22 protein-coding genes are annotated in these 21,812 nt (G+C 52.1%); 10 read left to right on the top strand and 12 right to left on the bottom strand.

The window, feature by feature from the left end:
- Positions 1-5: 5 nt before the first annotated feature.
- On the bottom strand, positions 6-653 hold the full coding sequence (locus KTT_RS28745) for a TetR/AcrR family transcriptional regulator (RefSeq protein WP_126601136.1): 648 nt from the start codon (positions 651-653) through the stop codon (positions 6-8).
- 326 nt (positions 654-979) lie between these two features.
- On the opposite strand from KTT_RS28745, the gene KTT_RS28740 reads away from it, so the two are divergent.
- Positions 980-2,047, top strand: coding sequence for a fatty acid desaturase family protein (locus KTT_RS28740; RefSeq protein WP_126601135.1), 1,068 nt, complete (start codon positions 980-982; stop codon positions 2,045-2,047).
- Between the two features lie 382 nt (positions 2,048-2,429).
- Here KTT_RS28740 and KTT_RS28735 read toward each other — a convergent pair whose 3' ends face one another.
- Positions 2,430-2,795, bottom strand: a complete 366-nt coding sequence (locus KTT_RS28735) for a hypothetical protein (RefSeq protein WP_126601134.1) — start codon at positions 2,793-2,795, stop codon at positions 2,430-2,432.
- Positions 2,796-3,566: 771 nt separating this feature from the next.
- Here KTT_RS28735 and KTT_RS28730 point away from each other — a divergent pair.
- The 4 genes from KTT_RS28730 to KTT_RS28715 all read left to right on the top strand — a co-directional run bounded on the left by KTT_RS28730 (position 3,567) and on the right by KTT_RS28715 (position 7,742).
- Positions 3,567-3,950 (top strand): tetratricopeptide repeat protein, encoded by a 384-nt coding sequence (locus KTT_RS28730; protein WP_126601133.1) that lies wholly within the window; start codon positions 3,567-3,569, stop codon positions 3,948-3,950.
- A 185-nt stretch (positions 3,951-4,135) separates the two neighbouring features.
- Positions 4,136-5,362: a glycosyltransferase family 4 protein gene (locus tag KTT_RS28725; RefSeq protein WP_126601132.1), complete on the top strand. Its 1,227-nt coding sequence runs from the start codon at positions 4,136-4,138 to the stop codon at positions 5,360-5,362.
- A gap of 149 nt (positions 5,363-5,511) precedes the next feature.
- Positions 5,512-6,555, top strand: a complete 1,044-nt coding sequence (locus KTT_RS28720; protein WP_126601131.1) for a LacI family DNA-binding transcriptional regulator — start codon at positions 5,512-5,514, stop codon at positions 6,553-6,555.
- Positions 6,556-6,716: 161 nt separating this feature from the next.
- Positions 6,717-7,742 (top strand): DUF4349 domain-containing protein, encoded by a 1,026-nt coding sequence (locus KTT_RS28715; RefSeq protein WP_126601130.1) that lies wholly within the window; start codon positions 6,717-6,719, stop codon positions 7,740-7,742.
- 44 nt (positions 7,743-7,786) lie between these two features.
- On the opposite strand, the gene KTT_RS28710 is transcribed toward KTT_RS28715, so the two are convergent.
- The 5 genes from KTT_RS28710 to KTT_RS28690 all read right to left on the bottom strand — a co-directional run bounded on the left by KTT_RS28710 (position 7,787) and on the right by KTT_RS28690 (position 10,438).
- A complete protein-coding gene (locus KTT_RS28710; RefSeq protein ID WP_126601129.1) occupies positions 7,787-8,083 on the bottom strand; it encodes a hypothetical protein in 297 nt (98 codons plus the stop codon).
- A gap of 144 nt (positions 8,084-8,227) precedes the next feature.
- Positions 8,228-8,827, bottom strand: coding sequence for a zinc ribbon domain-containing protein (locus KTT_RS28705; RefSeq protein ID WP_126601128.1), 600 nt, complete (start codon positions 8,825-8,827; stop codon positions 8,228-8,230).
- Between the two features lie 185 nt (positions 8,828-9,012).
- Positions 9,013-9,462, bottom strand: coding sequence for a response regulator (locus KTT_RS28700; RefSeq protein ID WP_160146196.1), 450 nt, complete (start codon positions 9,460-9,462; stop codon positions 9,013-9,015).
- An 80-nt stretch (positions 9,463-9,542) separates the two neighbouring features.
- Entirely contained in the window at positions 9,543-9,944 is a 402-nt protein-coding gene (locus KTT_RS28695) for a response regulator (RefSeq protein ID WP_126601126.1), read from the bottom strand.
- A gap of 101 nt (positions 9,945-10,045) precedes the next feature.
- Positions 10,046-10,438, bottom strand: a complete 393-nt coding sequence (locus tag KTT_RS28690; protein WP_160146195.1) for a response regulator — start codon at positions 10,436-10,438, stop codon at positions 10,046-10,048.
- 532 nt (positions 10,439-10,970) lie between these two features.
- Between KTT_RS28690 and KTT_RS28685 the strand changes: the two genes are divergently transcribed.
- The 3 genes from KTT_RS28685 to KTT_RS28675 all read left to right on the top strand — a co-directional run bounded on the left by KTT_RS28685 (position 10,971) and on the right by KTT_RS28675 (position 15,128).
- Positions 10,971-12,728 (top strand): MptA/MptB family glycosyltransferase, encoded by a 1,758-nt coding sequence (locus KTT_RS28685; protein WP_126601124.1) that lies wholly within the window; start codon positions 10,971-10,973, stop codon positions 12,726-12,728.
- 196 nt (positions 12,729-12,924) lie between these two features.
- Positions 12,925-13,164 (top strand): hypothetical protein, encoded by a 240-nt coding sequence (locus KTT_RS28680; RefSeq protein ID WP_126601123.1) that lies wholly within the window; start codon positions 12,925-12,927, stop codon positions 13,162-13,164.
- Between the two features lie 59 nt (positions 13,165-13,223).
- Positions 13,224-15,128, top strand: a complete 1,905-nt coding sequence (locus KTT_RS28675) for a S9 family peptidase (RefSeq protein ID WP_126601122.1) — start codon at positions 13,224-13,226, stop codon at positions 15,126-15,128.
- A 77-nt stretch (positions 15,129-15,205) separates the two neighbouring features.
- Here KTT_RS28675 and KTT_RS28670 read toward each other — a convergent pair whose 3' ends face one another.
- The 5 genes from KTT_RS28670 to KTT_RS28650 form a co-directional block, all read right to left on the bottom strand.
- Positions 15,206-16,012 (bottom strand): ABC transporter permease, encoded by an 807-nt coding sequence (locus tag KTT_RS28670; RefSeq protein ID WP_126601121.1) that lies wholly within the window; start codon positions 16,010-16,012, stop codon positions 15,206-15,208.
- A complete protein-coding gene (locus tag KTT_RS28665) occupies positions 15,996-16,709 on the bottom strand; it encodes an ABC transporter ATP-binding protein (RefSeq protein WP_126601120.1) in 714 nt (237 codons plus the stop codon). Before KTT_RS28665 ends, KTT_RS28670 begins: the two co-directional genes overlap by 17 nt.
- A 62-nt stretch (positions 16,710-16,771) precedes the next feature.
- Positions 16,772-17,173 (bottom strand): NUDIX hydrolase, encoded by a 402-nt coding sequence (locus KTT_RS28660; RefSeq protein ID WP_126601119.1) that lies wholly within the window; start codon positions 17,171-17,173, stop codon positions 16,772-16,774.
- Between the two features lie 461 nt (positions 17,174-17,634).
- Positions 17,635-18,726, bottom strand: a complete 1,092-nt coding sequence (locus KTT_RS28655; protein WP_160146194.1) for a CHAT domain-containing protein — start codon at positions 18,724-18,726, stop codon at positions 17,635-17,637.
- A 237-nt stretch (positions 18,727-18,963) separates the two neighbouring features.
- Positions 18,964-19,383: an RDD family protein gene (locus tag KTT_RS28650; protein WP_126601117.1), complete on the bottom strand. Its 420-nt coding sequence runs from the start codon at positions 19,381-19,383 to the stop codon at positions 18,964-18,966.
- A 242-nt stretch (positions 19,384-19,625) separates the two neighbouring features.
- Between KTT_RS28650 and KTT_RS37815 the strand changes: the two genes are divergently transcribed.
- Both KTT_RS37815 and KTT_RS28640 read left to right on the top strand, forming a co-directional pair.
- Positions 19,626-20,484, top strand: a protein-coding gene (locus tag KTT_RS37815; protein ID WP_371864851.1) for an IS5 family transposase whose coding sequence is annotated in 2 segments (ribosomal slippage) — positions 19,626-20,012 and positions 20,014-20,484 — 858 coding nt in all. Because the reading frame shifts where the segments join, the coding sequence is not laid out codon by codon here.
- Between the two features lie 263 nt (positions 20,485-20,747).
- Positions 20,748-21,755, top strand: a complete 1,008-nt coding sequence (locus tag KTT_RS28640) for an aldo/keto reductase (protein WP_126601116.1) — start codon at positions 20,748-20,750, stop codon at positions 21,753-21,755.
- The last annotated feature ends 57 nt before the right edge of the window (positions 21,756-21,812 follow it).

The raw sequence follows: 21,812 nt of genomic DNA, 5'->3' as shown, positions 1-21,812 counted from the left end.
GTTTATCAATCTGATTTTTTGCTGATACCATCCAGGAGACAGTTGACCACCATTTCCGCCATGAAGGGAACATCAACTGGTGACTCATCCTCATGATCGACGTTAAAGTGCCGTTTGAATTGTATACCCATCATAATGCCTTCGAACATAGAGATATATGTCTTGGCTGGCACATCGGCTCTCAGTTCTCCACTATCGATTCCCTGCTGGAAGATATCCTGGAGGTACTGGCGGTCCTGACGATTTTTTCTGAATAGCTCTCTTTTCCCTGGGTTATCCCCACAAAACTCTTCAACATCTCTGATGAGCGCGAAAAAGTTGCTGAATTGACGCGAGAAAAAGGCTTCCGCTACCCTGGTAAGTTTGGCGCGCGTGCCTTCAACATGAGAAACAGCCTCAAAGGTCTGCCGGGTCCAGTTATTGATCCATTGCTGAACCATACTGATGAATAGTTCCTGTTTGCCGCCGGGAAAGTAATAGTAGAGCGCGGCGGCCGTGACCTGGACTTCATCGGCGATGTCTTTCATCGATACGCCCTTAAAGCCCTTGGCGAGGAAGAGTCGTTCGGCGACTGCCAGAATGCGGCGCTGCGTTTCCGGGTCTCGCTCCGTATGGCGTTTGTCCCCATTGGCGCTTCTTCGATCAAAAATCATGCGTATTTACCAATAGCTGAGTCACTTAATGAACATTAAATAAGTGCTACACAGAATATACCTGCGGCAGAGAAAAAATGTCAAGGGGGATAATGATAGGTTCTAAATTTCCTATTCCGTATCTATTTTGAAACAAAACCGCCAGCTTCTTTATCTCAAGAGTGATGTCTTTTTACGAATATACATCTGAGTGTTTAGATATGCTGTTGTAAGAAATAGCAGTTACTAAATCAGATGTTATAAAAAAACATCAGTTGATTCGACACATGATATTGATTTCAATATCACAAGTTTATTATGCATTTTGTGTATTAAGGAAGCCGTGAATGAAGAAGACTGCATTGCTCACCTTACCTGGCAATGACACCGCTCTAGAACAGTATACCTCTGAAACCTCTAACCGTGACTTTGCTGAGTTAAAGCGCATCGTGAAAAGACGCGGTCTGTTAGCTAAGCAGCCAGTTTACTATACGTATCGCGTATTGTTGCTGATCGGCTTACTGGCACTCAGTATTGTCTTTCTCCTTGTTGTTCATTCTTTCTGGCTACAACTCGTCAACGCCATTTTTATGGCCTTTGTCTTCGCTCAAATCGGTTTACTCAGCCACGAGGCTGGTCATCGTCAGATGTTTCAGCGCTCCTGGAAGCATGATCTGATCGGGCTGATCGGCGGAAATTTATGTATCGGCATGAGTTATGCCTGGTGGCTTGATAAGCACAACAGTCACCATAGCCATCCTAATCAGGTTGATATGGACCCGGATATCGAAATTCCTTTTCTTGAATTTACCGGGAAAGAGGATCTGGCACAGGTTGGCAAATTCAGGCAATTTCTGGTGAAGCACCAGGCTTTTATATTTTTGCCAGCATTAATGACAGTGTCGGTGGGCTTGCAACGTAGCAGTGTCGTCTTTCTGCTGCGCAACAAGACCAGGTTTTATACTTTTGAATGGGCCACGATGCTTGCTCATTTTATTTTATATTTCGCAGCTGTCTTTTATAGCATGAATGTCTGGCAGGCAATCATCTTTATTGTTTTGAACCAGGCAGTTGCTGGTTTTTATCTTGGTTCCATCTTCGCGCCCAATCATAAGGGCATGCCAGTTTTGGATAAAGAGAGCCAGATGGGTTTTCTGCATCGCCAGGTGTTGACCTCGCGCAACATCTATGGCAATCCCGTGATCGATTTTATTTATGGCGGCTTAAATTACCAGATCGAGCATCATCTCTTCCCCAGTATGCCCCGCAACAAGTTAAAAGAGGCGCGTAGTGTGGTGAAGCTCTTCTGTGAAGAGCGCGAGATCCCCTATCACGAAACCCATGTCTTGCAGTCCCTTAAAGAGATTCTTCAGCACCTGCATCAGATAGGCGCGCCTCTGCGCCGCATCTCTTAGAGAGTGTGGGCATCCGTCATTGTGGTGACACGTGAGCGCGTCCGCACTGATTTTGTCTGGTGGTACAACCGGGGCGCATTTGCGCCCCGGTTGTACCACCAGGCTATGGGAGATTGGGCACTGCAGGTGCTCATGTGCCAGTTTTGTGTTGGCACATCGGTGCGCGAATGCGCCCCGGTTGCACCACCAGGCTATGGGAGATTGGGCACTGCAGGTGCTCATGTGCCAGTTTTGTGTTGGCGCATCGGTGCGCGAATGCGCCCCGGTTGTACCACCAGGCTATGGGAGATTGGGCATTGCAGATGCTCATGCGCCAACACAAAAAACGCGTGCGGGGGCGCCCCCGTCCCCCAGGGGTGATGGACGCATGCACCATAGACAACTACAGGTCGGTATGATCTATCTCTTGCAGAGCTTGCTGAACGAAATCATACCTATCTTTCAAAATACTGTTGAGTTCCTGCAATTTTTCCAGGGTGTGGCTATCAAATGTGTCGCTGATCCACTGTTCTACCTGGTTAAGCTGGCTCTGCTGCTCAAGAATCCAGAAACGGATGCGCTGTAAGACAAAGGGGAGATCGCTATTGTGGGTCGGGATATAGCCGATAAATAGTTCATCTGCAGCATTGTGTTCAAGCGAGATCTGCAGCATTTCTAGAGGCGGCTGCTCCGCTGGCATCTTCACCTCACGCACATGGAATTTCCCATATTGCTTGATAGTAACACCCGTTTTGGGTAAAGTTTGCATAAAACCCTCCCTGACTGATCCCGATCTTCTATTTCCATTATATCTGTAGCCTTAAATGCTATTTTGAGATGCTTATATATGCCTTATCTTGCCGCGAACACCAACAGTAAGAGCGTGTCTGACTCTCATGATGATGGCCTGCGGCCTGCATGGGGTTTCGCACCTGCGGCGCTCAGAATTCCATTGTGTGTTCGTGCATGGGGTGCGCTAATGCGCACCCCATGCACGAACACACAAAAACAGTGTGGCCGCGTAGCGGACGCCCCCAACATGACGGAAGTCAGACACGCTCTCGAGCGTGCCTGATTCCCATGATCATCGCTTGCAGCACGTCTGAGCTTTCGCACCTACGGGGCTCACAAGTCCATGGTGTGTTGGTGCAGCAGGGGCGCATCCGCGCCCCTGCTGCACCAACACACAAAAACAATGCGTCTGCGTAGCGGACGCGCGTGCGGGGGCGGCCACGCGCCCCCCGGGTGACGGAAGTCAGACACTCTTTTCAGTAGTTTCAGTCATCTTTTGGGAAGATAGAGCGTCAATAATAGAGAAGGGATAAAACGTTTCCTTTTTTGGCGCTTGTTAGCAGTTAGTAGTTTAGATGTTACTTAAAATGGTGTTCTAGCGTATGAATAAATATCTCCCTGCTTTCTGTCTCGCTGGTTTTTCTATGCTCGGGAGCTGAAACCGGGAGCTGAAACGAGAATGCTATACATACCTGATTGCATACAAAACCTGTTCATCATAAATACGTTTATGCTTGAGGAATAATATATGATGCAACCTTCGGAACAAACTTCTTTTTCCCATACTAACGCCTTGCCTTCTGATTTGACCTCTCAATATCAGGTTGAGGATGATGATATTTTTGTGGGGGCGGACAAGCATGAGAAGACGTTGACATTTATTAAGTATGCTCTGCAATTGGAAGCCATTGATGAAGGCTGGTTGTATGAGCAGCAGGGCTGGATGTTTAATCAGCTCCAGCGCTACCGCGAAGCGTTGGAGGCTTTTGACCGGGCGCGCCACCTGGGCTATGGCAACGATGGCTGGCTCTACAAGCAGAAATCCTATGCCCTGACCCGCCTGGACCGGGCGGAGGAGGCGTTGGAGGCCGGAGAACGGGCGCGCAAATTAGGTTATCTGAACGAGGAGTAGTTCGCCTGTCCCACATACTTGATCGCATGTTTGAGGTGGCAGGCATTTTTGCGCCTTCTGGCTAAGCGATACGTTTTTGCCGACGTAAGTACTGGTTCGAGCCCGAAATGACCGACAATGGCTGCGCAAGTTTTATACTAAAGGGCGGTATGTTCTCAATTTTGTGTGATAGGGTGAGCTGAGCTATGAATTCTGCGTGGGCGGTAATAGAGTTTCTGGTAGCGAACCATTTGACCTTGCTACCTGGTGGCGTTGCGGCATTTATATTAACCTATGTAGCGACGTATGCTGTGCTGGCACTGTGCCGTAAGATGAACTGGTTTGAGCCGGTGGTAGCCCATAAGATACATAAGAAGGCACTTCCGCGCCTGGGGGGACTGGCTATTTTCGCGGCTTTTCTGCTGGCTTCCTGGCTTTTCTATCTGCCTACGCTGGCGGTGCAACCGGGTGCATCCGAAACGATCTTTGGTCACCTGGTCTCAAAAGAACTGGTCATCTATAGTCTGTTCCTGGTGTCATCGCTGTTGATCGTGCTGGTACATGCCTATGACGATGTCAAAGGTATGAAGCCGTTGCCGAAGATGCTGGCGCAGACGGTGGCCGTATTGATCTTGATGGGTCCTGGTCTGCATAGCTTCCATGGTGTCCTCTTCTTTGGCTTCCACAATCCCTTTGTCCACCAGCCGCCCGTGGCGGGCGCGGCTGCCCCCTGGTACCAGCAGAACGAGCTGACGTTATTTATTCACGAGCCCGTTGTATCCTGGCTGGCCATACCGGCGATTCTATTCACCTGGTTCTGGTTCGTTGGGATGATGAATGCCGTCAACTTTATGGATGGTCTGGATGGGCTGGCGGCCGGCATTGTTGCTATCGCGGGCCTGTTTATTACAGTTATCAGCCTGCAGCTCTCCCAATATACCATCGCCACCCTGGCCGCTATCTTTACCGGTGCTGTCGCCGGCTTTCTGCCGCATAACTGGCATCCCTCGCGCATCATTATGGGTGATAGCGGCTCCCAGTTTTTAGGGATCACGCTGGCTATGTTATCGATTATGGGTGGCGCCAAGTTTGCCCTGATTCTGATGATCCTGGGCATCCCCATCCTGGATATTGCCTGGGTCGCGGTGAATCGCCTGCGTCGTGGACAGAATCCGATGCAGCGCGATCTGTTGCCGCAGTATGCCCATAAGACCCACCTCCACTACCGCTTGGCATTTGGGGGGCTCAGTGCCCGCCAGATCTGCTACGTTTTTTATGGGATTACCGCCCTCTTTGGTCTAAGCGCGCTCTTTTTGACCGGCATCTTTAAACTCCTTGGCTTCGGACTGGTTGGCATGATCGTATGTGTGCTGTTCTGGATTAGCATCTACCTGCAATACAAGACGGCGCGCGCCAGGCAGCATCAGGCCTGATTATTGGTGCTCCTGGTTGATATGACTTTTGTGTGCGCAAAATGATATAGCTTGACAAACAAATGAATGCTTACTACACTTTGAACTAACTAGAAATTATTTAACCGGTAATTAGACAGTCTGATTATTGATTTTAATAGGGGTGCTCGTTGGAGGATCGACAAGAAAATTCTCGTGTACGCGAATCTCGTGCACTCATATGGGACGTAGCCCGCAAATCGGGTGTTTCTATCTCAACGGTATCAAGGGTATTGAATGGTCGCCCGGATGTATCGGTGGCGACTCGCGATAAGGTGCTGGCGCATGTCCGGGACCTGGGATATAACTCTCATCGCCATACCCATACCATTGTGCGCGCCCCTCTGCAACGGGTCGGGGTCAGTATTCCTAACGAAGAGCATTTTATGGGCATGCTCCACGGCATTACCGATGCCCTCAACAAGCAAAAAGCTCAGTTGTCGTTTTGCTCACGCTCATCTTGCGGGCCCGAGCGGACCTTGCTGGAGCGGTTGCAGGCCGATGGTGCGGATGCCGCCTTGCTGGTCTTGCCAAAAGAATCGGATGAAGAGTTGCTGGAACTATGCCATGCCGGATTCCCTTTTGTCGTCATTGATCCTCGCACCCCTTTGAGCGATGATATTCCTACGGTTACGGCGGCCAATATTGGGGGGGCCCGCGCGGCCACCAAACACCTGCTGTCACTGGGACACCGCCGTATCGGTCTGCTGGTCGGAGATGCGCGCTGGTGCATGAGCATCGATCGGCTGGCCGGTTATCAGGCCGTCATGTTTGCCACCGGACTACCCCATGATCCAGCGTTGATCCGCGAGAGCGATTTTACCCTGGAAGGTGGTTACCAGGCCGCAATGGAACTGCTCAGCCTGCCCGAGCGGCCGACCGCCATCTTTGCCTTTAGCGATGATATGGCTGTGGGCGTGCTGCACGCCGCGCTTGAACTGGGCCTGTCGGTTCCACGTGATCTCTCGGTGGTTGGTTTCGACGATGCGCGCTTTGCCTCATTTGTCACCCCCGCTCTCACCACCGTCCATCAGCCGCGCTACGAGCTTGGCTATACCGGCGTCGATGTTCTCTTCCGCAACCGCGCCGAAGCGCGCCTGGATGCGATCCACACCTCCCTCTCCACCCGCCTCGTCGTACGCCACTCCACCGGTCCCTGTCCCGAATCTTTTTAAATTCCTGTGCCGGGAACTTGTAACAACCCTGTGACGTCTACTCCTGTAGAGTAAGTGTGGTGTATGTTCAGCACATGTAATAGCGAACAGTACTATTAAAGATACTTGATGATTGTTTTGCTTACCCCGAACAATACATATCCTCTATAAGGAGCAGGTCTATGCTGCGCATATGGGTATCTCATCAAAAATTGTGGTTGTCAGGTTGTGCACTGTTACTGACTATCTGGCTGGTCGCTTGCAGCTCAGGTGTCGCAAGTAATAGCACTTCCGCGTCGACTCCAGCTCGAAATCCTTCTGTTCACCAGGCGCCCGATACTACCGGAGGCAATGGTGCTAGCAATTCTGGCTCTTCTCCTGCGACGGCTCCCAATCAAAAGAACACGGCGGGAAGCTCTACGCCTTCTAGTGTGGATGCGGGTCCTCAATATCTGATTAAGACGTTGAACGTGACCATGCAGGTAAAGGATACACGCAAAGTCGCCAGCGATATCCAGGCCTGGATCACGGCTACCGATCCGCGTTCCAGCTCAGCTGGCGCCGATTATACCCAGGTTAGCGACAAATACTATAATGTCTCACTCACCTTTTCGGTCCAGGCTACCATGTATCCACAGATCTATAACTATCTGCGCGACTATAATGTGCAGGGATCAACCGGAGGGAAGCTGGTTGGCTTTAAAGAGACGGTGCAGGATGTATCAAATGACTATGTCGATACGCAGTCGCGCATCAAGAACTACAAGGGAGAACAGACGCGCCTGCTGACCCTGTTAAGTCACGCCCAGGCGGTTGGCGATATTGTGACCATCGATCAAAAGTTGACCGAGGTGGAGAGCAATATCGAGACGTCCGAGGCGCACCTGAAATTGCTCTCCAGCCAGGTGACCTTCTATACCGTTAACCTTTACCTGCAGCCGATCATCCCCGATGTGCCTGTCCCGGCTCCACAGACCGATACTGGCTGGTCGTTTAGCAGCGCTTTCGGCGCGGCATTCTCGGCTTCTCTCAACTTCGGGCGCGCCCTGCTGACGTTCCTGATCTGGTTGCTGGCGTTCAGCATCTATGTGGTTCCGGTCGTGATCATCGCCTGGTTGATCAGGAGGTATCGCGTAACGATCGGGCGTTTGGTCTCGCCGCTGCTGGCTACTTCCAGACCCACGCCGCCCCCCCAGTCACATTCATAAGCGATTCTATTGCTGCAACAGGGGCGCATTCGCGCCCCGATCAGTTACTCATCATCGGAGCAGCGGAGCACCGCGGCAAGCTGGTCTGGTGTGATGCTTTCGTAATCTGGATGAAGCTTGAACGTGATCGCGTGGATATTTTTTGTGCGCCGGGAATATTCGGTACCCGATAGGCGCGAAAGGGATGCCAGTAACTGGTCGATATGTTCGGGCGTTCCCTGATTCTGCTGATCCAGCAGGATGACAGCCCGTGGATCGATGTTAGTATCTTTAATCAGCAGACTGAGCGTGATATTGTGCCGCAAGCGGGCTTCCCTGAATGTCGTATGTATTTGATTCATCTGTATCATTCTCCCTTACCATCTTTCCTTATTGCGAGAAGAGCGGTACGTTCCATATAGTTTTATGCGCATCCGCCTTCATTTATTTAGACGATTTGAACGCCTGAATAAACGCTAAGCCAGCAAGAATGAACCAAAAATACTTTACGAGCGTAGCTGATAGGCTGTGGGGACCAGGCGGCCTCCGCAGCTGCCGCAGAAGGTGTCGCTTAAGTGGAGTGGACCATGGCAGGTGGGACAGAGGTAGTCGGGATCATCGATGGTGTTGTAGCTGTCTGTATTATATCTGACCGGCGGCGATGCTAGCATGGGAACGTGAACGACTGGTGGTCTGCTGATAGGTGGCCGGCTGGCGGCAGGCCATGTGGCGGGTGGTCGATAGGCGGTGGACGTTGAAGGCAGCGCCTGTCGCATGCTGGTCGCTGGTGGACCACTGTAGGCGGTCGGCGGAGCGGGCGTCAAAGTTGCGTGGGTCGCGGTTCCGCAATAGTGGCAGTAATTATCGCTGCGACGCAAGCGTTTTAAACAGACAGAACACTGCTTGCTCCCGATCCATTGGAATATGATCAGCGTGAGCAGAAAAACTACCAGCCCGCACAGGAACAGGGCGATATAGATAAGGCTGATTGATACCAGCGTAATGGTTGCTTCTGTCAGATAAGGCGCTTGAGCCAACTTGTACCTCCAGATCAGGCCAGCCTGTAGAGCCAGGGGCTCGCGTATATGCTTTTTACCGCTGCTCATACGAGTGATAGGCACTTTATGCTGTTGATGAATATATTACATGCAAAATGCCTGCTGGTCAATACGACAGACGTATAATGTGAACTTCTTCACAATTTAGCCCGAGAAGGCAGAGATGGCTACTATCAGTTCTAAAGCCAGTTTAGTGCAATACAACGTGTATATGAGGAAAAAATAAATTCTCCTCAGGATTGGGGTGTAGATGCCTTGTTTTGAGTTTGATCACAGTAAGCCTGTAGAATCTGGGCATTCTGTAAAAAGTTCTCTCGCTTGGTGGGCTTGATCATATAGCTATTCGCACCCTGCTGGAAGCAGTCGCTGATCCTGTCGTCATTGCCAGAAGATGTCCAGATAATGACGGGGATATGTTTCAAATGCTCATCAGACTTGACCGCGTGCAGGATCTCCTGTCCGTCCATATCTTGTAGTGTCAGATCAAGCAGGATAACGGCTGGCGTCTCAAACTGTTCTGGCTGGCTGCTAATGGAATGTAGAAAGTCCAGAGCCTGTGTACCATTCTTGAAGTGTTGCAGGGGTGTTTGATTGCCCGATTTAGTGAATGCCCACTGCAAAATTTCAAAGTCGTATGTATTATCTTCAATGACCATGACGGCAGCCTTGTTTGCGCTGTGCATCTGTGTTTCCTTTCCGGCTACTGAAGCAAGAAAAGCTCTTTTCATTTTCACACCGATACCGTGGTGTGTGCTTTATGCTGTTACTGATCGAGAAGTCGATCAACAGTATCCAATAACTCGTCGAGATCGAATGGTTTGGCGACCCCGGTCACCTTGAGATGTGCAAACGCGCCGTGCGGCAGATTCGCACTCATCAGTATAATGGGGGTCTCGCAGAAATCCTGTTGCATGCGTAGTTCATGACAGAGCTGCAAGCCATCCATTTCAGGAAGTTGATAGTCCAGGATGAACAGATCCGGCTTGACGGATTCAATGACCTTCAGCGCCCGTTCGGCTGTGGGGACGAGAATTGATCGATAAGGCGTCTCCTCCGAAAAGGCCAGGGTCAGGAATAAGCCAATCGAATTATCATCCTCGACAATGACTATCGTTGTTTGCGTATGTTTTGTGTCTTCGGTTTTCTGTAACTCAAGATGAGGCACAAATCTCCTCCCGGATGCGCTTCAGTTCATAAATTAAAAAAGCTCCTGCTTCGCCGGCAATGTATAAGGGTACCGGGAAAGGGGTCTGCTGGGTTTGTGGCTCAGGACGTCCTGATAGGGGAGATCGTGAGCAACTTTTTTACCACCCTTAAGAGATCCTCGACATCGAATGGTTTGAAAACGATATCGATGGTAGGCGTTTTTAGCGCGTCAATCTTATCTCTCAATTCATGTTCCGCCGCCGTGCATAGCAGGAGCGGAATGGAGGCGGTCCGGGCGTCTTTTTGCAGTGATTCTAAGAATTCCCATCCTTCTTGCTTGAACCCGATCATTAAATCTAGCATAATTAAGTGCGGTTGAATATGTTCTACTTCAGTAAGATCTTTATAGATGGTGTCGGTTGCATATAGTTCATACCCTTCGCCCTCAAGGAGTAAGCGGTAGAGCTCTAAAATATCTGGTTCGTCTTCGATGATAAGAATGCGTGCGGTCACGTTTATACCTCATTATTTGAATGCGTACAATGTTATCATAAATAAGCTCATTGTGCACAGTGAAAAGGCTAAGAGCGTGTCAGACTCCTGTCACTCTGGGGGCATGTGAGCGCCCCCGCACGGGCGGCCGCAACGGTTTTGTGTGTTGGTACATCGGGTGCGCATCCGCGCACCCGATGCACCAACACACAATGGACTCCTGAGCACCGAAAGTGCGAAAACCCATGCAGGCTGCAGGCCATCATCATGAGAGTCAGAAACATTCTAAGATAACTTATTATAATATCAGGAGGTAGTGCAATACAACGGGGGCATGTATGCTTCGTTGTGTGGTACTACCTCCTGATAGGTATAAAATTGGCATCTTCTATGTACATAGCAGAGTATTTATGTTATGGTTGTGACGTCCGGTACCTTTTTTGCATAAAGCGGTTACCTCTGTAATACTTTATCGTATTAGAGAAGTGTAGCGTTTATGCAACCTGAATTGCGAGCATCTGAAAATGCAGACATATTGAGTGTAGAATAATTTATGAGTAAAACAATAGAAACAGGGCGATCAACACCTGATCAGTTCGCGGATCAAAAAAATGCTCGGCCATGGCTTATAATTTTTTGTGTTCTGGCTTTCGTCGTGTGCATTTTGTTAACCACCACGCCTATCGCTCGCCTGAAGAATGTCGGTTATACTGGTTTAACTGAGGATATCGCGACTCCGCGTAATTTTATGCCGCCCGCGATGCCGTTTTTGACCGGGTGGGGCCGTTGGCTGCCGATGCATTTTTCTCACGCGGATAATGTGGCGATCTACCTGACGGGCAACCTTGAGGTATTGGTGTTGCTGGGGCTGGCCTTTGCCATTTATACGCTGGCTGCTTATTTTATTGCCCGACGCTTCAGTGAAGGGCAGATGCGGACCGTGCGCCGCTGGATGTGGATCGGCACGATTATCGCGGGCGTGATTTTTGTGCTGACGCCGGGTATGGCTTCTAAAGATCTTTTTGTGTATGCCGACTACGGCAATCTGGTGGGGGCGCATGGAGCTAATCCTTATTTTTCTACCCCCAGGCAGGTTGCCTACAACGATCTGCTGACGCATATCGACGGCTGGAGTAATGCTCCATCGGCTTATGGGCCCGTGTGGGTCTATCTTGCTGGCCTGCTCTCGCTTATCTTTGGTGATAATCCCCTGCCGTACTTTTATATTTATCGCGGCCTGGGACTGGTCTGCCATGTGCTGAATGTGTTGCTGATCGGGCGTATCCTGCGGATGAATGGCCGTTCGGAGCGTACCGTGACGCTGGGCATGTTCCTCTATGCTTTAAATCCTTTGATGCTGTTCGAGGGTCCGCTGGGGGCCCATAACGATGTTTTTATGAGTACGCTGCTGCTGTATGGCTTCTCCCTTTGCTTTCGCGCCAATCAGCTCGGCTTTACGCGCCTGAAGAACTATTGGCCGGCACTGGTGATGTTGACGCTGGCGGTGCTGGTCAAGTTTACCTCAATCCCGGCGATCATCTTTTTCCTGTTCGTGCTGGCGGCGCAGACATTGGGCGCGCCACGCAAGCTAACGCGGGATTTGCCCTGGGGGGCCGCCCTCAAAAATGTCGCCATCGCGGGGGGACTCTTCGTGGCGATTACGCTGGTGGCATATTTACCGTTCTGGATCGGTCATGGACCGGGTGAGATCGTGCGTAGCTTTGGTACGCCACCGTCCTCCAGTGGCGCGCAAAACTCTTTAATGCGCGTGGCGATGAACTGGCTGTATGTCCACCCGCATACCTCGATTCCGGTGGTGACCTTTGTCGCTCACGCGCTGGCTAACCGTGGTTTCTGGAGTAAAGTTGATATCCTGGCGATGGGCCTGGCTGTACTGGTGGGGGCCTGGTATACCTGGCGTTCACCCTCGATGCGCACGCTGGTGGTCGGTAGCCTGACAACTATGACCGTTATCCTGGTGGTTACTCCCTGGTTCTATTCGTGGTACGTGGTCTGGTTGGTCGCGCTAGCTCCCATCATGCTGGCCTTTTCAACGGGCCGCTTTACGCGCGCGCTGGTGGCTTTCTGCCTGGTTTTCTCGGCCAGTGCTGTTTTCACGTATATGAACCTGGCCTTCTTCCACATCGTTGGCTACCAGCTGGCGATCCGCTATGTGTTGATGATGGCGCCGCCAATTATCGCCGCGCTGATCGTTTACTTTTATGTCCGGGCGCGTCAGAAGCAGGCCCCTCAGGCGGAAGAGCTTTCCTCGCCCGCGGGATCTGAAGACGCCAGCGTCATGCCCAGATAAATATCCACATTCACGCACAAAACAAGCGGCATTGCCTCCAATGCCGCTTGTTTTGTGCGCGTAAATCCGTAGGTGCCGGACTTGCCCTGGCTTGTTTTGCGCGCGTACATCGGTCCCGAGAGGTTTTCTTTATCGTTATTGGCATGATAGACTCTTGATGGTGAACAAAAATATTATGTAAAGGTTACCTGTAGTTATGAAAATCTGTACCTGTGGAAATTGTGAAGAATGTCATGTGCGCGCGGCCCTGCTGGAATTTGCACGTCAGCGTGAGTATGCTCCCTTTGAATGGTTGCCCAGTTCGACTATCGTGGGCGGTGAAAAGGGATGGCATGCGTTCGCGCGTACGCATACGGTACGCGAGCTGTTCTGGGTCCTGCACGTCGCTAAGGAGTCCGAAGGCTATATCGCCGCGCTCGAGTTCACAGCCCAATAAACGAATACCCCTATATCGCCGCACGTAGCTGACCGCATATCTGGAAAGGATTATCCGTGATGTCCGTATTCTATCAATCTACTCCGCGCGTGCCTGTGACGTATGAAAATTACCTCCATCTGCGCTATCCCTCCGATCCTGTGATCTCTCCCGATGGGAAGCAGGCGGCTTTTGTGGTGATGATGCGCGAGCCCGACTCCACCAAATGGCGCCGCCGTATCTGGCTGACGAGTACGTCAGATGGGGAGCCGTGTCAGTGGACGCGTGAGGAGCGCAATGAGCGGGAGCCGCGCTGGTCGCCTGATGGGACGCAGCTGGCTTTTGTGGGGGAGGAGAATGGGAAGTTCCAGCTGTTTGTTCGTTCGCTGGATAGTGAACACTCCAGGCGCGTCTGTACGTTGCCTGGCGGCGTGAGCGATATCTCGTGGTCGCCCGATGGGAAGCGGCTGGCCTTTATCTCTCCCGATCAGCAGGAGAAGACCAGCGATCCGATCGTACTGGGTCCTGGACCTGTGCGCCGCCTGTGGACGGTTCAGGTGGAGAGCGACCAGCCCGCTCCGGTCACGCCCGATGGTGTTAGCGTGTGGGAATATCGCTGGTCGCCCGCGGGCCAGTCGTTCGCGCTGTATTTTTCGTATGGCTCGGATGAGACCGATTGGTATAATGGCCAGGTCGGTATTGTGTCGACGCTGGGCGGCATGGTCGGGCAGATTACGCAGTTGACGCGGCAGGCGAGCTCGCTTGCCTGGTCGCCCGATAGCCAGCAGATCGCCTATATCTCTGGCGAATGGAGCGATCCCGATCAGGGCGGTGGCGATATCTATGTGGTGCCTGCCGTGGGTGGTGAGCCGCGCAACCTCACGCCGGGCATCGATGCCAGCCCCAACTGGTGTCGCTGGCTGCCCGATGGCGAGCGCCTGCTCTTCCTGGCCATCCATGGCGTGACCTGTCAGCTAGGGATTGTGCATACACTTGACGGAACAGTTGACATACTGGATCAGGATTTTACGGTCGATGTCTATAGTGCCCGACTCGCGGTCTCGGACGATCTGCGTCAGTGTGTGACGGTGCACTCGACCTCTCAGCAGCCGCCAGATGTGTGGCATGGTGAACTGATAAACGGCGAGGCCCATAACAAGGAGATCCGCTGGCGGCGGCTCTCCCGCTTAAATACGCTGGCGGAAGAGACGTTCGCGCTTTCACCCAATCGGCGCCTGCGCTATCCCGGCGCGGATGCCTGGCTGATCGATGCCCTGTTTACACCTCCTCTCAATTATCAGGGTGAAGGTCTGCCTCCTCTGTATGTCGATGTGCATGGCGGACCCTCGGGCGCCTCGCTGGATAGCTGGTATCCTTCGGCCCAGATTCTTGCCTCAGCTGGTTACGCGGTGCTGCGGCCGAATATGCGTGGTAGCTGGGGCCATGGCGTCGCTTTTGCCGACGCGGTGTTAGGGGACATGGGGGGCAAAGATTTCCAGGATATTATCCATGGTATCGATTTCCTGATCGAACAGGGCCTGGTGGATGCCGGCAGGATCGCCATTGGAGGATGGAGCAATGGCGGCTTCCTGTCCGCCTGGGCCATCACCCAGACGGGACGCTTTAAGGCCGCTATGGTTGGAGCGGGTATCACCGACTGGCACAATATGCACGCGCAGACCAACATCGCCAACGCCGACGTGCGCCTGCTCAAGGCCAATCCACTGGAGAATCCTGACGCTTATCGGCGTTGCTCGCCCCTGACCTACGCTGGCAATGTGACGACTCCCACCCTGATTGTGCATGGTGAGAACGATCCTGCCGTACCTGTTGCCCAGGCCTACGCGTTCTATCGCGCCTTGCGTGAGGTCGAGGTCCCGGTTGAGTGCGTCATCTATCCCCGCGAAGGCCACGGCCTGAGCGAGCCCGAGCATAATCGCGACTACTATAAACGCCTGCTGGCGTGGCTCGACCGGTACGTATAACGGGAGAGAGAAATCGGACGCGAGGTCCGAACCTATGCGCGCCATGACCTTCCATAGGTTCGGACCTCGCGTCCGATTTACATCTGGGGGCGGAGGGTGAGCTGTTCGGCGGGGGAGAAGATGGTTGTGCGCAGCAGCAGCCCGCAGAGGAGTCCTGTGAGGGTGCTGGCGGCAAAGAGCATGGCGATGGCGGCGAACTGGTATTCGGCGGCATAGATCGGGTTGGCGCCCGCCAGGAGCATGCCGCTGGCCAGTCCAGGGATGAAGACGATGCCCAGCGAGCGCATGGTGTCGACCGCCGGGATGATGCTAGCATAGACGGTGTTGTTCATGTAGCTCTCGATGACTATGTTCGGCGGCGCGCCCAGGGAGAGTCCCGCTTCGATCTGGCCGGTGTGCGCCTCGATCTCGGCGCGAAAGCGGTTGAGGGCCAGCGAGTTGGTGCGCATCGAGCTGGAGATGATCATACTGCCAACGGGGATGAGGGTGGCAATCCTGGGTTCGATCACCCCTACCAGCGCCATGATCACGACGGTAATGCCGGAGCCTATGCCGATGGAGAGCAGCGAGATCTTGAACGCGCCCGGCAGACCTTTGGCGCGTCGCTGTGAGAGGACGGCAGCGAAGACGATCATCATGGCCAGCACCAGGTAGCCGAAGATGATCGATGCGTTAATGATCAGGACCAGGATGATGCCGACGATCAGAATCTGGATGAGACCGCGCACCATCGAGGTGATGGTCTCTGTGGCGAGCTTGACCTTATTAAACTGGGCTATTACTACCACCACCAGGACCAGCACGGTGGCGGCGGCTATCTGGAGCAAGCCGTTGATGACCTGGGGCGTGGTCAGCGATGTGAGCATGTTATGCAATAGGTTCATTGAGCACCTCTTCTACCGTCCCGATGCGTTTGAGTTGGGCCGCCTGGATGACGGCGATGCGATCGGCCATGCGCGTGGCCTGGGCCATATCATGGGTTACGATGATGTTGGTCAGGCCCTGGCTGTGCATGATCGTGTTGATGAGCTCTTCGACTCCCGCGCGCGTGGTCTCGTCCAGGGCTGAGGTCGGCTCGTCCAGCAGCAGCACCTGGGGATCGTTGACCAGCGTGCGCGCCAGCGAGACGCGCTGCGCCTCACCGCCGGAGAGTCCGCTGATGTCGCGCTGCTGATAGCCCGCCAGCTGCACATGTTCAAGCAACTCTTCGATCCGTTCGCTGGAGACCTGCTCCCCGCGCGAGCGTGGTCCGAAGCTGATATTTTCGGCCACCGTGCCCGGGAATAGGTAGGCCGACTGCATGACCATCCCGACCTGGCGGCGCAGGGTGCGAGGGGGGATGGTGGTGTAGTCAACTCCATTCAGCAAAACGGTGCCGCTGGTCGGTTCGTCCAGCCTGTTGAGCAGGCGCAGGAACGACGATTTGCCCGATCCGGATGGTCCGACGATCGCCAGTGTCTCACCCTTGCGTACCGCCAGTGAGATATCGTTGACGATAACCTTATCCTTATCCACCACGCGCCTTAAATTTCTGGTCTCCAGTACAATTCCTGCTTGATCCAAGGATGTAGCTTTATTCATACAAGTGACAATCCCTGTTCTGTGTGAATTTGAATGTCGGGTCAGCTATCTTATTACGCAAATCAGGCGATCATTCCCTTGTTTTTCAGGGAATCCATCACTATCTGTAACACGTTTGAGCAGCGATTCCGCTCCTGATAGCTTAGCCAGGTTACCTCCTCGATCTCGTTAGCGGCCTGTAACTGACCCGTGTAGTCAGCCTGGTAGCAGGTAGAGATGACGACCGTCCCGGCGGCTTTCCCATGGGCCTGTGCTGTGAAGGTATCAAAGTAGCTGACGGTCTCAGGCTCTAATGCCACGCTCAATTCCTCCTGTACCTCACGCACCAGCGCTGCCCGATCGGTTTCTCCTGGCTCGCGCTTGCCACCTGGCAAATAGAACAGGTCCTTCCCCCTCGAACGTGTCGCCAGCAGACGCTTATCGGTAATTTGTATCCAGGCCAATTTATCAATGGTATTTGTCATAAAATTGTATCTATCCTATCCGTGCTTATATTATCTGTTCGTAAGCATACAGCTATCTATTGTATCCATCTGATATCATATGGTCAAATCGAACTCATCACCGAGCAAACAAGAATGTGGGCGTGACACGATTTCGTTCGCCCATACGGGAATGTGGGCGTGACACGATTTCGTCTCTGTAGGCGGCATAGGCCTGCGGCCTGTATGATACGCCCGCCTATGAGCAAGCAGCAGGCCAGCCTTGTGCATGCCGCCCTCTCGGCGTACGATCCGTTCGCTAATCACGTCAAACGCCGACATCGGTGAAAACCGATACTCCATGCCGAGCATTTCGTACGTGAACAGGGCGGCATGCACAAGGCCGGCCTGCTGCTTGTTCGTTAATTAAGCATGTTTAATGGGCCGCAGGCCTATGCCGCCTACAGGGATACGCGATCGTGTGGGGGAAACGTGTCGCATACCTATGAAGAGCGTTGATCTTTAATTGCTTTAATCACGTCACGCACCCCCTGCACAATCGATACCAGTGCGCTATCTTGATCTCTCCAGGCTGAGACCGGCTTGTGATTGGCGGGCAATTCCGCAAGTTTTCCGAATAACTCGTCATTTTGCCATTCGGCCGTTTCCCTGACCAGGACCGGGATGACCCATGTCAGCCCTTGTTGGCGTCTATGTATAGCGGGTGTGAGCTCATTATTATACAGGCTGTCTGAAGCCAGAAAATCGGGACTGATTAAAAGTAAAACGATATCAGCTGCATTGAGATATTCAACCAGTTTATCCTCGCTGACCTCACCTCTTAACGTGCTCTTTACTGTTGTGATGGTAATCGTTTTATTCCTTCTCAGCACACTGAACTGCTTCTCTAATTCTTGCCTGAACTTATCATCCTCTGGCGCATAAGAGATAAATATCGATATTGGTCTATCTTTTCTGTTTGAAAAAAGCAATTCTCTCCATGTGGTGGTACTGGCATTAACTCCCGGGCGGGTAAAAAGATGAGGAATATATTCAGCGGGGATGTCCTTTATTTGGAGTTGGGTAAGGCCCTGTTCAAATGAATTTTGGATGGAATTGCCAAAGCCTAATGCTTGATAGAAGGCCGAAATAAAACTTATAGCTGCTTTGTCTCCAATCGGAGCGTCCATACCAATGACGAAATCTATTTCTTTGGCGATCATTTCCGCCTGTATAGATGAGTTACAGGCATTTAATATGACGAGCCTGACATCATCTTTGAACCTTTGCATGAGAGATTGTAATGCTTCACCTGGCACTGGCCTGATTGAGCGATTCTCCCCTTCCAGTATGAACTCTCCTGTGCTGGTGCCATGACCACTAAAATGCACAATATTAGGATGATGATAATTCATAAAATAAAGCAGGTTATCATCTTCGACCGCCCACTCGTTCTCTATCTTAAAATTCTCGCGGTACGTAGAGCGGTGAATAAATTCTTTGATGGTTCGATTCTCAAGGTCTAATTGTAATCGTTTTGTTTCTTTTGGGGAGGCAGCCAGGAAGAGTATTTTAACAATGTCATTGTTGCCCACAAGCATTTTCCTCTCAAAGACTATGATGCTGAATTTGCAGCATTATTGTAGGTCACGGAGAATATGAAGTCAAGAATTGGAATGTATCAATTTAATGGTGTGTAATCCAGAGGAGCAAGGTTAGAGGTGGAAAAGCTACTTTTTCATAGATGACTACACTATTACGCATGAATATAAAAAGAGTGATAGAAAAAGCTCTAACACTCTTCCGTTTATGATTCGAGAAGCGCGCGTTCTTTAACGGGTTTTGACAACCACTGTGTGAGCAACTTTGTCACCCAGGCGCTGTTTCTGTGAAGAGGTCGCGATGATGATGGCGCCTACGATATAGGCAAAAGGCAACGCGTCGATAATGCGCAGCAAGTTGCGAATGATCGACTCGGTCCAGCTGATAGGCGCTCCATCTTCGCGCACTACCTTCAAACCAAGCGCTTTCTTTCCAAGCGTGGAGCCGCTGGTGGCTTCCATAATGATGTAGTAGAGGAAGAAGATCAGTCCTCCAAAGCTACTACTAAGTACGGGCTGTCCTCTAAAAATAAAATTGAGAATGCCTGTAATAATGCCGATAATGATCCCATCAATAATGACGGCGACCAGGCGCAATCCAATGCCAACGCGCTCCTGAGAGATAGCCTGGGGTGCATATGGTGCTTGCATCGAAGACCTCCAATGTTTTCCTGTTGAAAAACTGAAAAGGATAAAAAAGCTCTTCTTTTAGAATACATTAATATAACTATAATTGTCAATAATATTAGTTGCGTCATGTTATGTCATTAATGTTTTGTATGCATTAATATTTAGTTAAGGTAAATTTTATTTAGAGTGTGTCTTAAACTGATTGGTTCGTCGATAGAATAAAAGAAAGGAGCTCAACACGCAGCAAGAAAGGATCGAAGCCGATGTCTCGCTCATTGCACCGTAAACGCTATGCAACCGATCTGACAGATGATCAATGGGAATTGTTAGCCCCCTTGATCCCAGCAGTGTCGCCAAAGGCGACGTTCGAGGTCATTCCCCGGCGCGAAATCGTCAATGGGATTCTCTACGTCGTGCGCACCGGATGTTCCTGGCGATTGGTGCCCCACGATTTGCCCAACGGAAAAACCCTGTACCATTATTTCCGTCAATGGAAGCTCAATGGGGTCTGGGAACAAGCCATGACGACTTTACGCCGGCAGGTACGAACGTCCATTGACCGTGACCCGGAACCCAGTGCCGTCATCATTGACAGCCAATCCATCAAAACCAGTGCAGTCCGAGGCATCGAGCGTGGCTACGATGGCGGAAAAAAAAATATGGGGTCGCAAACGTCATCTGCTCGTTGATACCCAAGGTTTTCTGATCGCCGTCATCGTTCATTCTGCTGGCCTGGTTGATCGCACAGCTGCACCGTTGTTGCTGCAACGGGTGACTGGCCGGCTTCCACGAGTCCGTCACCTGTTTGCCGACCATGGCTACACGGGACCATTGAAGGACTGGGTCAAAGAACACCTGGGGTGGAGCACCGAAATTGTGCCTCATGAGCACAACACCTCGCATATCACCTGGGTGCTTGAAAAAGACGTTCCCGTCAAAGTCGTCAAACCAAAAGGAGGCTTTCAGGTGCAACGCAAACGCTGGGTCGTTGAACGTACCTTCGCGTGGTTGACGCGATACCGTCGCTTGGCTCGCGACTATGAAGGGTTGCCTTCTAGCAGTGAGGCCTTCATCCAGATTGCTTCGATCCGTCTCTTTTTGACGCGTTTGGCTCCTTTCTAGCTCTCATGGCTCACTTTACGACACACTCTTATAGGCAAGCTGTTTTGGCTGAAAATATATGTAATGATTTTTACACATAGTTATTATAAATGCTCTAGACTCGATTTTTATACTTGAGAAAGCATAGAGGTAATGGTTGAGATTGTGGTAGTGGGCTACTACATATATGCGGGCTGATTCGTGTAAGATAACATAGCGCCCCATGAATATGGGATGACTATCTTCTATGTAGAAATAGTATTTCAAGCGAAGGAGTGCGAGCTATGCAGATTAAGCGTCTTGGTGGTACGGGTCTGAAGGTGAGCGAGGTTTGCCTGGGTACGATGACATTTGGCAACCAGGCAGACGAGGCGACGGCGTTTGAGATTATGGATACGGCAGAGCAGGGTGGTATCAATTTCTTTGATACGGCCGATGTCTATCCCGGTGGCGAGAAGGCGTTGACGGGCGTGACCGAGGAGATCGTGGGAAACTGGCTGCGTGAGCGCAACGCGCGCGATCGCATCGTGCTGGCGACCAAGTGTTTTGGTAAGATGGGGTCGAATCCCAATGATCAGGGGTTGAGCCGCCGCCATATTATCGCGGCCTGCGAGGCCAGCTTGAAGCGACTGAAGACCGACTATATCGATCTCTATCAGATGCACCAGTTCGACGCGCAGACGCCGATCGAGGAGTCTCTGCGCGCCATGGACGACCTGGTGCGCGCCGGTAAGGTGCGTTACGTGGGCTGCTCCAATTTCCCCGCCTGGCGCCTGGCTGACGCTCTATGGACCAGCAAGGTCAATGGACTTGAGCGCATCGTCTGCGTGCAGCCGCGCTACAATATAGCCTTCCGCATGATCGAGGATGAACTGCTGCCGCTGTGTCAGGAGCACGGCGTGGGCGTCATCGTCTACAATCCTCTGGCCGCCGGAGTCCTGACCGGTCGCTATGTGGAAAAACCAGAGGCGGAGTCGGGGACACGCTTCAAATCCCAGAATCCTAACGACCTGTATCGCCGCCGCTACTGGAACGAGACGCTGCACGACCAGGTGCGGCAGCTCGCCGAATTCATGAAGGGACGCAACAAGCCGCTGACCCACGTGGCCGTGGCCTGGGTACTGTCCCAGCCAGCCGTCACCTCCGCCATCCTCGGTGCCAGTCGTCCTGATCAGCTCAAAGACAGTCTGGGCGGAGTTGGTCTGACCCTGGATGAAGATGAGCTGCGCGCCTGCGACGACGTCTGGTATAACCTGCCGCGCATCCGCGACAAAGAGATCGCCCGGCGCTAACCCCAGATTGTGTCTGACTCTCGTCATGGTGGTGGCCCTTGCGCGCCCCCGCACTCG

The organism is Dictyobacter aurantiacus (genome assembly GCF_003967515.1).
Classification (GTDB): Bacteria; Chloroflexota; Ktedonobacteria; order Ktedonobacterales; family Ktedonobacteraceae; genus Dictyobacter; species Dictyobacter aurantiacus.
This window is presented reverse-complemented; position numbering and strand designations above follow the sequence as displayed.

Excerpts from the sequence above, each read along its gene's own strand:
- KTT_RS28680 (WP_126601123.1), top strand. The coding sequence starts at position 12,925 with ATGAAAATCTGTACCTGTGGAAATTGTGAAGAATGTCATGTGCGCGCG.
- KTT_RS28705 (WP_126601128.1), bottom strand. The coding sequence starts at position 8,827 with ATGAGCAGCGGTAAAAAGCATATACGCGAGCCCCTGGCTCTACAGGCT.
- KTT_RS28715 (WP_126601130.1), top strand. The coding sequence starts at position 6,717 with ATGCTGCGCATATGGGTATCTCATCAAAAATTGTGGTTGTCAGGTTGT.
- KTT_RS28730 (WP_126601133.1), top strand. The coding sequence starts at position 3,567 with ATGATGCAACCTTCGGAACAAACTTCTTTTTCCCATACTAACGCCTTG.
- KTT_RS28640 (WP_126601116.1), top strand. The coding sequence starts at position 20,748 with ATGCAGATTAAGCGTCTTGGTGGTACGGGTCTGAAGGTGAGCGAGGTT.
- KTT_RS28675 (WP_126601122.1), top strand. The coding sequence starts at position 13,224 with ATGTCCGTATTCTATCAATCTACTCCGCGCGTGCCTGTGACGTATGAA.
- KTT_RS28660 (WP_126601119.1), bottom strand. The coding sequence starts at position 17,173 with ATGACAAATACCATTGATAAATTGGCCTGGATACAAATTACCGATAAG.
- KTT_RS28710 (WP_126601129.1), bottom strand. The coding sequence starts at position 8,083 with ATGAATCAAATACATACGACATTCAGGGAAGCCCGCTTGCGGCACAAT.
- KTT_RS28650 (WP_126601117.1), bottom strand. The coding sequence starts at position 19,383 with ATGCAAGCACCATATGCACCCCAGGCTATCTCTCAGGAGCGCGTTGGC.
- KTT_RS28700 (WP_160146196.1), bottom strand. The coding sequence starts at position 9,462 with ATGCACAGCGCAAACAAGGCTGCCGTCATGGTCATTGAAGATAATACA.
- KTT_RS28725 (WP_126601132.1), top strand. The coding sequence starts at position 4,136 with ATGAATTCTGCGTGGGCGGTAATAGAGTTTCTGGTAGCGAACCATTTG.
- KTT_RS28665 (WP_126601120.1), bottom strand. The coding sequence starts at position 16,709 with ATGAATAAAGCTACATCCTTGGATCAAGCAGGAATTGTACTGGAGACC.
- KTT_RS28740 (WP_126601135.1), top strand. The coding sequence starts at position 980 with ATGAAGAAGACTGCATTGCTCACCTTACCTGGCAATGACACCGCTCTA.
- KTT_RS28670 (WP_126601121.1), bottom strand. The coding sequence starts at position 16,012 with ATGAACCTATTGCATAACATGCTCACATCGCTGACCACGCCCCAGGTC.
- KTT_RS28735 (WP_126601134.1), bottom strand. The coding sequence starts at position 2,795 with ATGCAAACTTTACCCAAAACGGGTGTTACTATCAAGCAATATGGGAAA.
- KTT_RS28685 (WP_126601124.1), top strand. The coding sequence starts at position 10,971 with ATGAGTAAAACAATAGAAACAGGGCGATCAACACCTGATCAGTTCGCG.
- KTT_RS28745 (WP_126601136.1), bottom strand. The coding sequence starts at position 653 with ATGATTTTTGATCGAAGAAGCGCCAATGGGGACAAACGCCATACGGAG.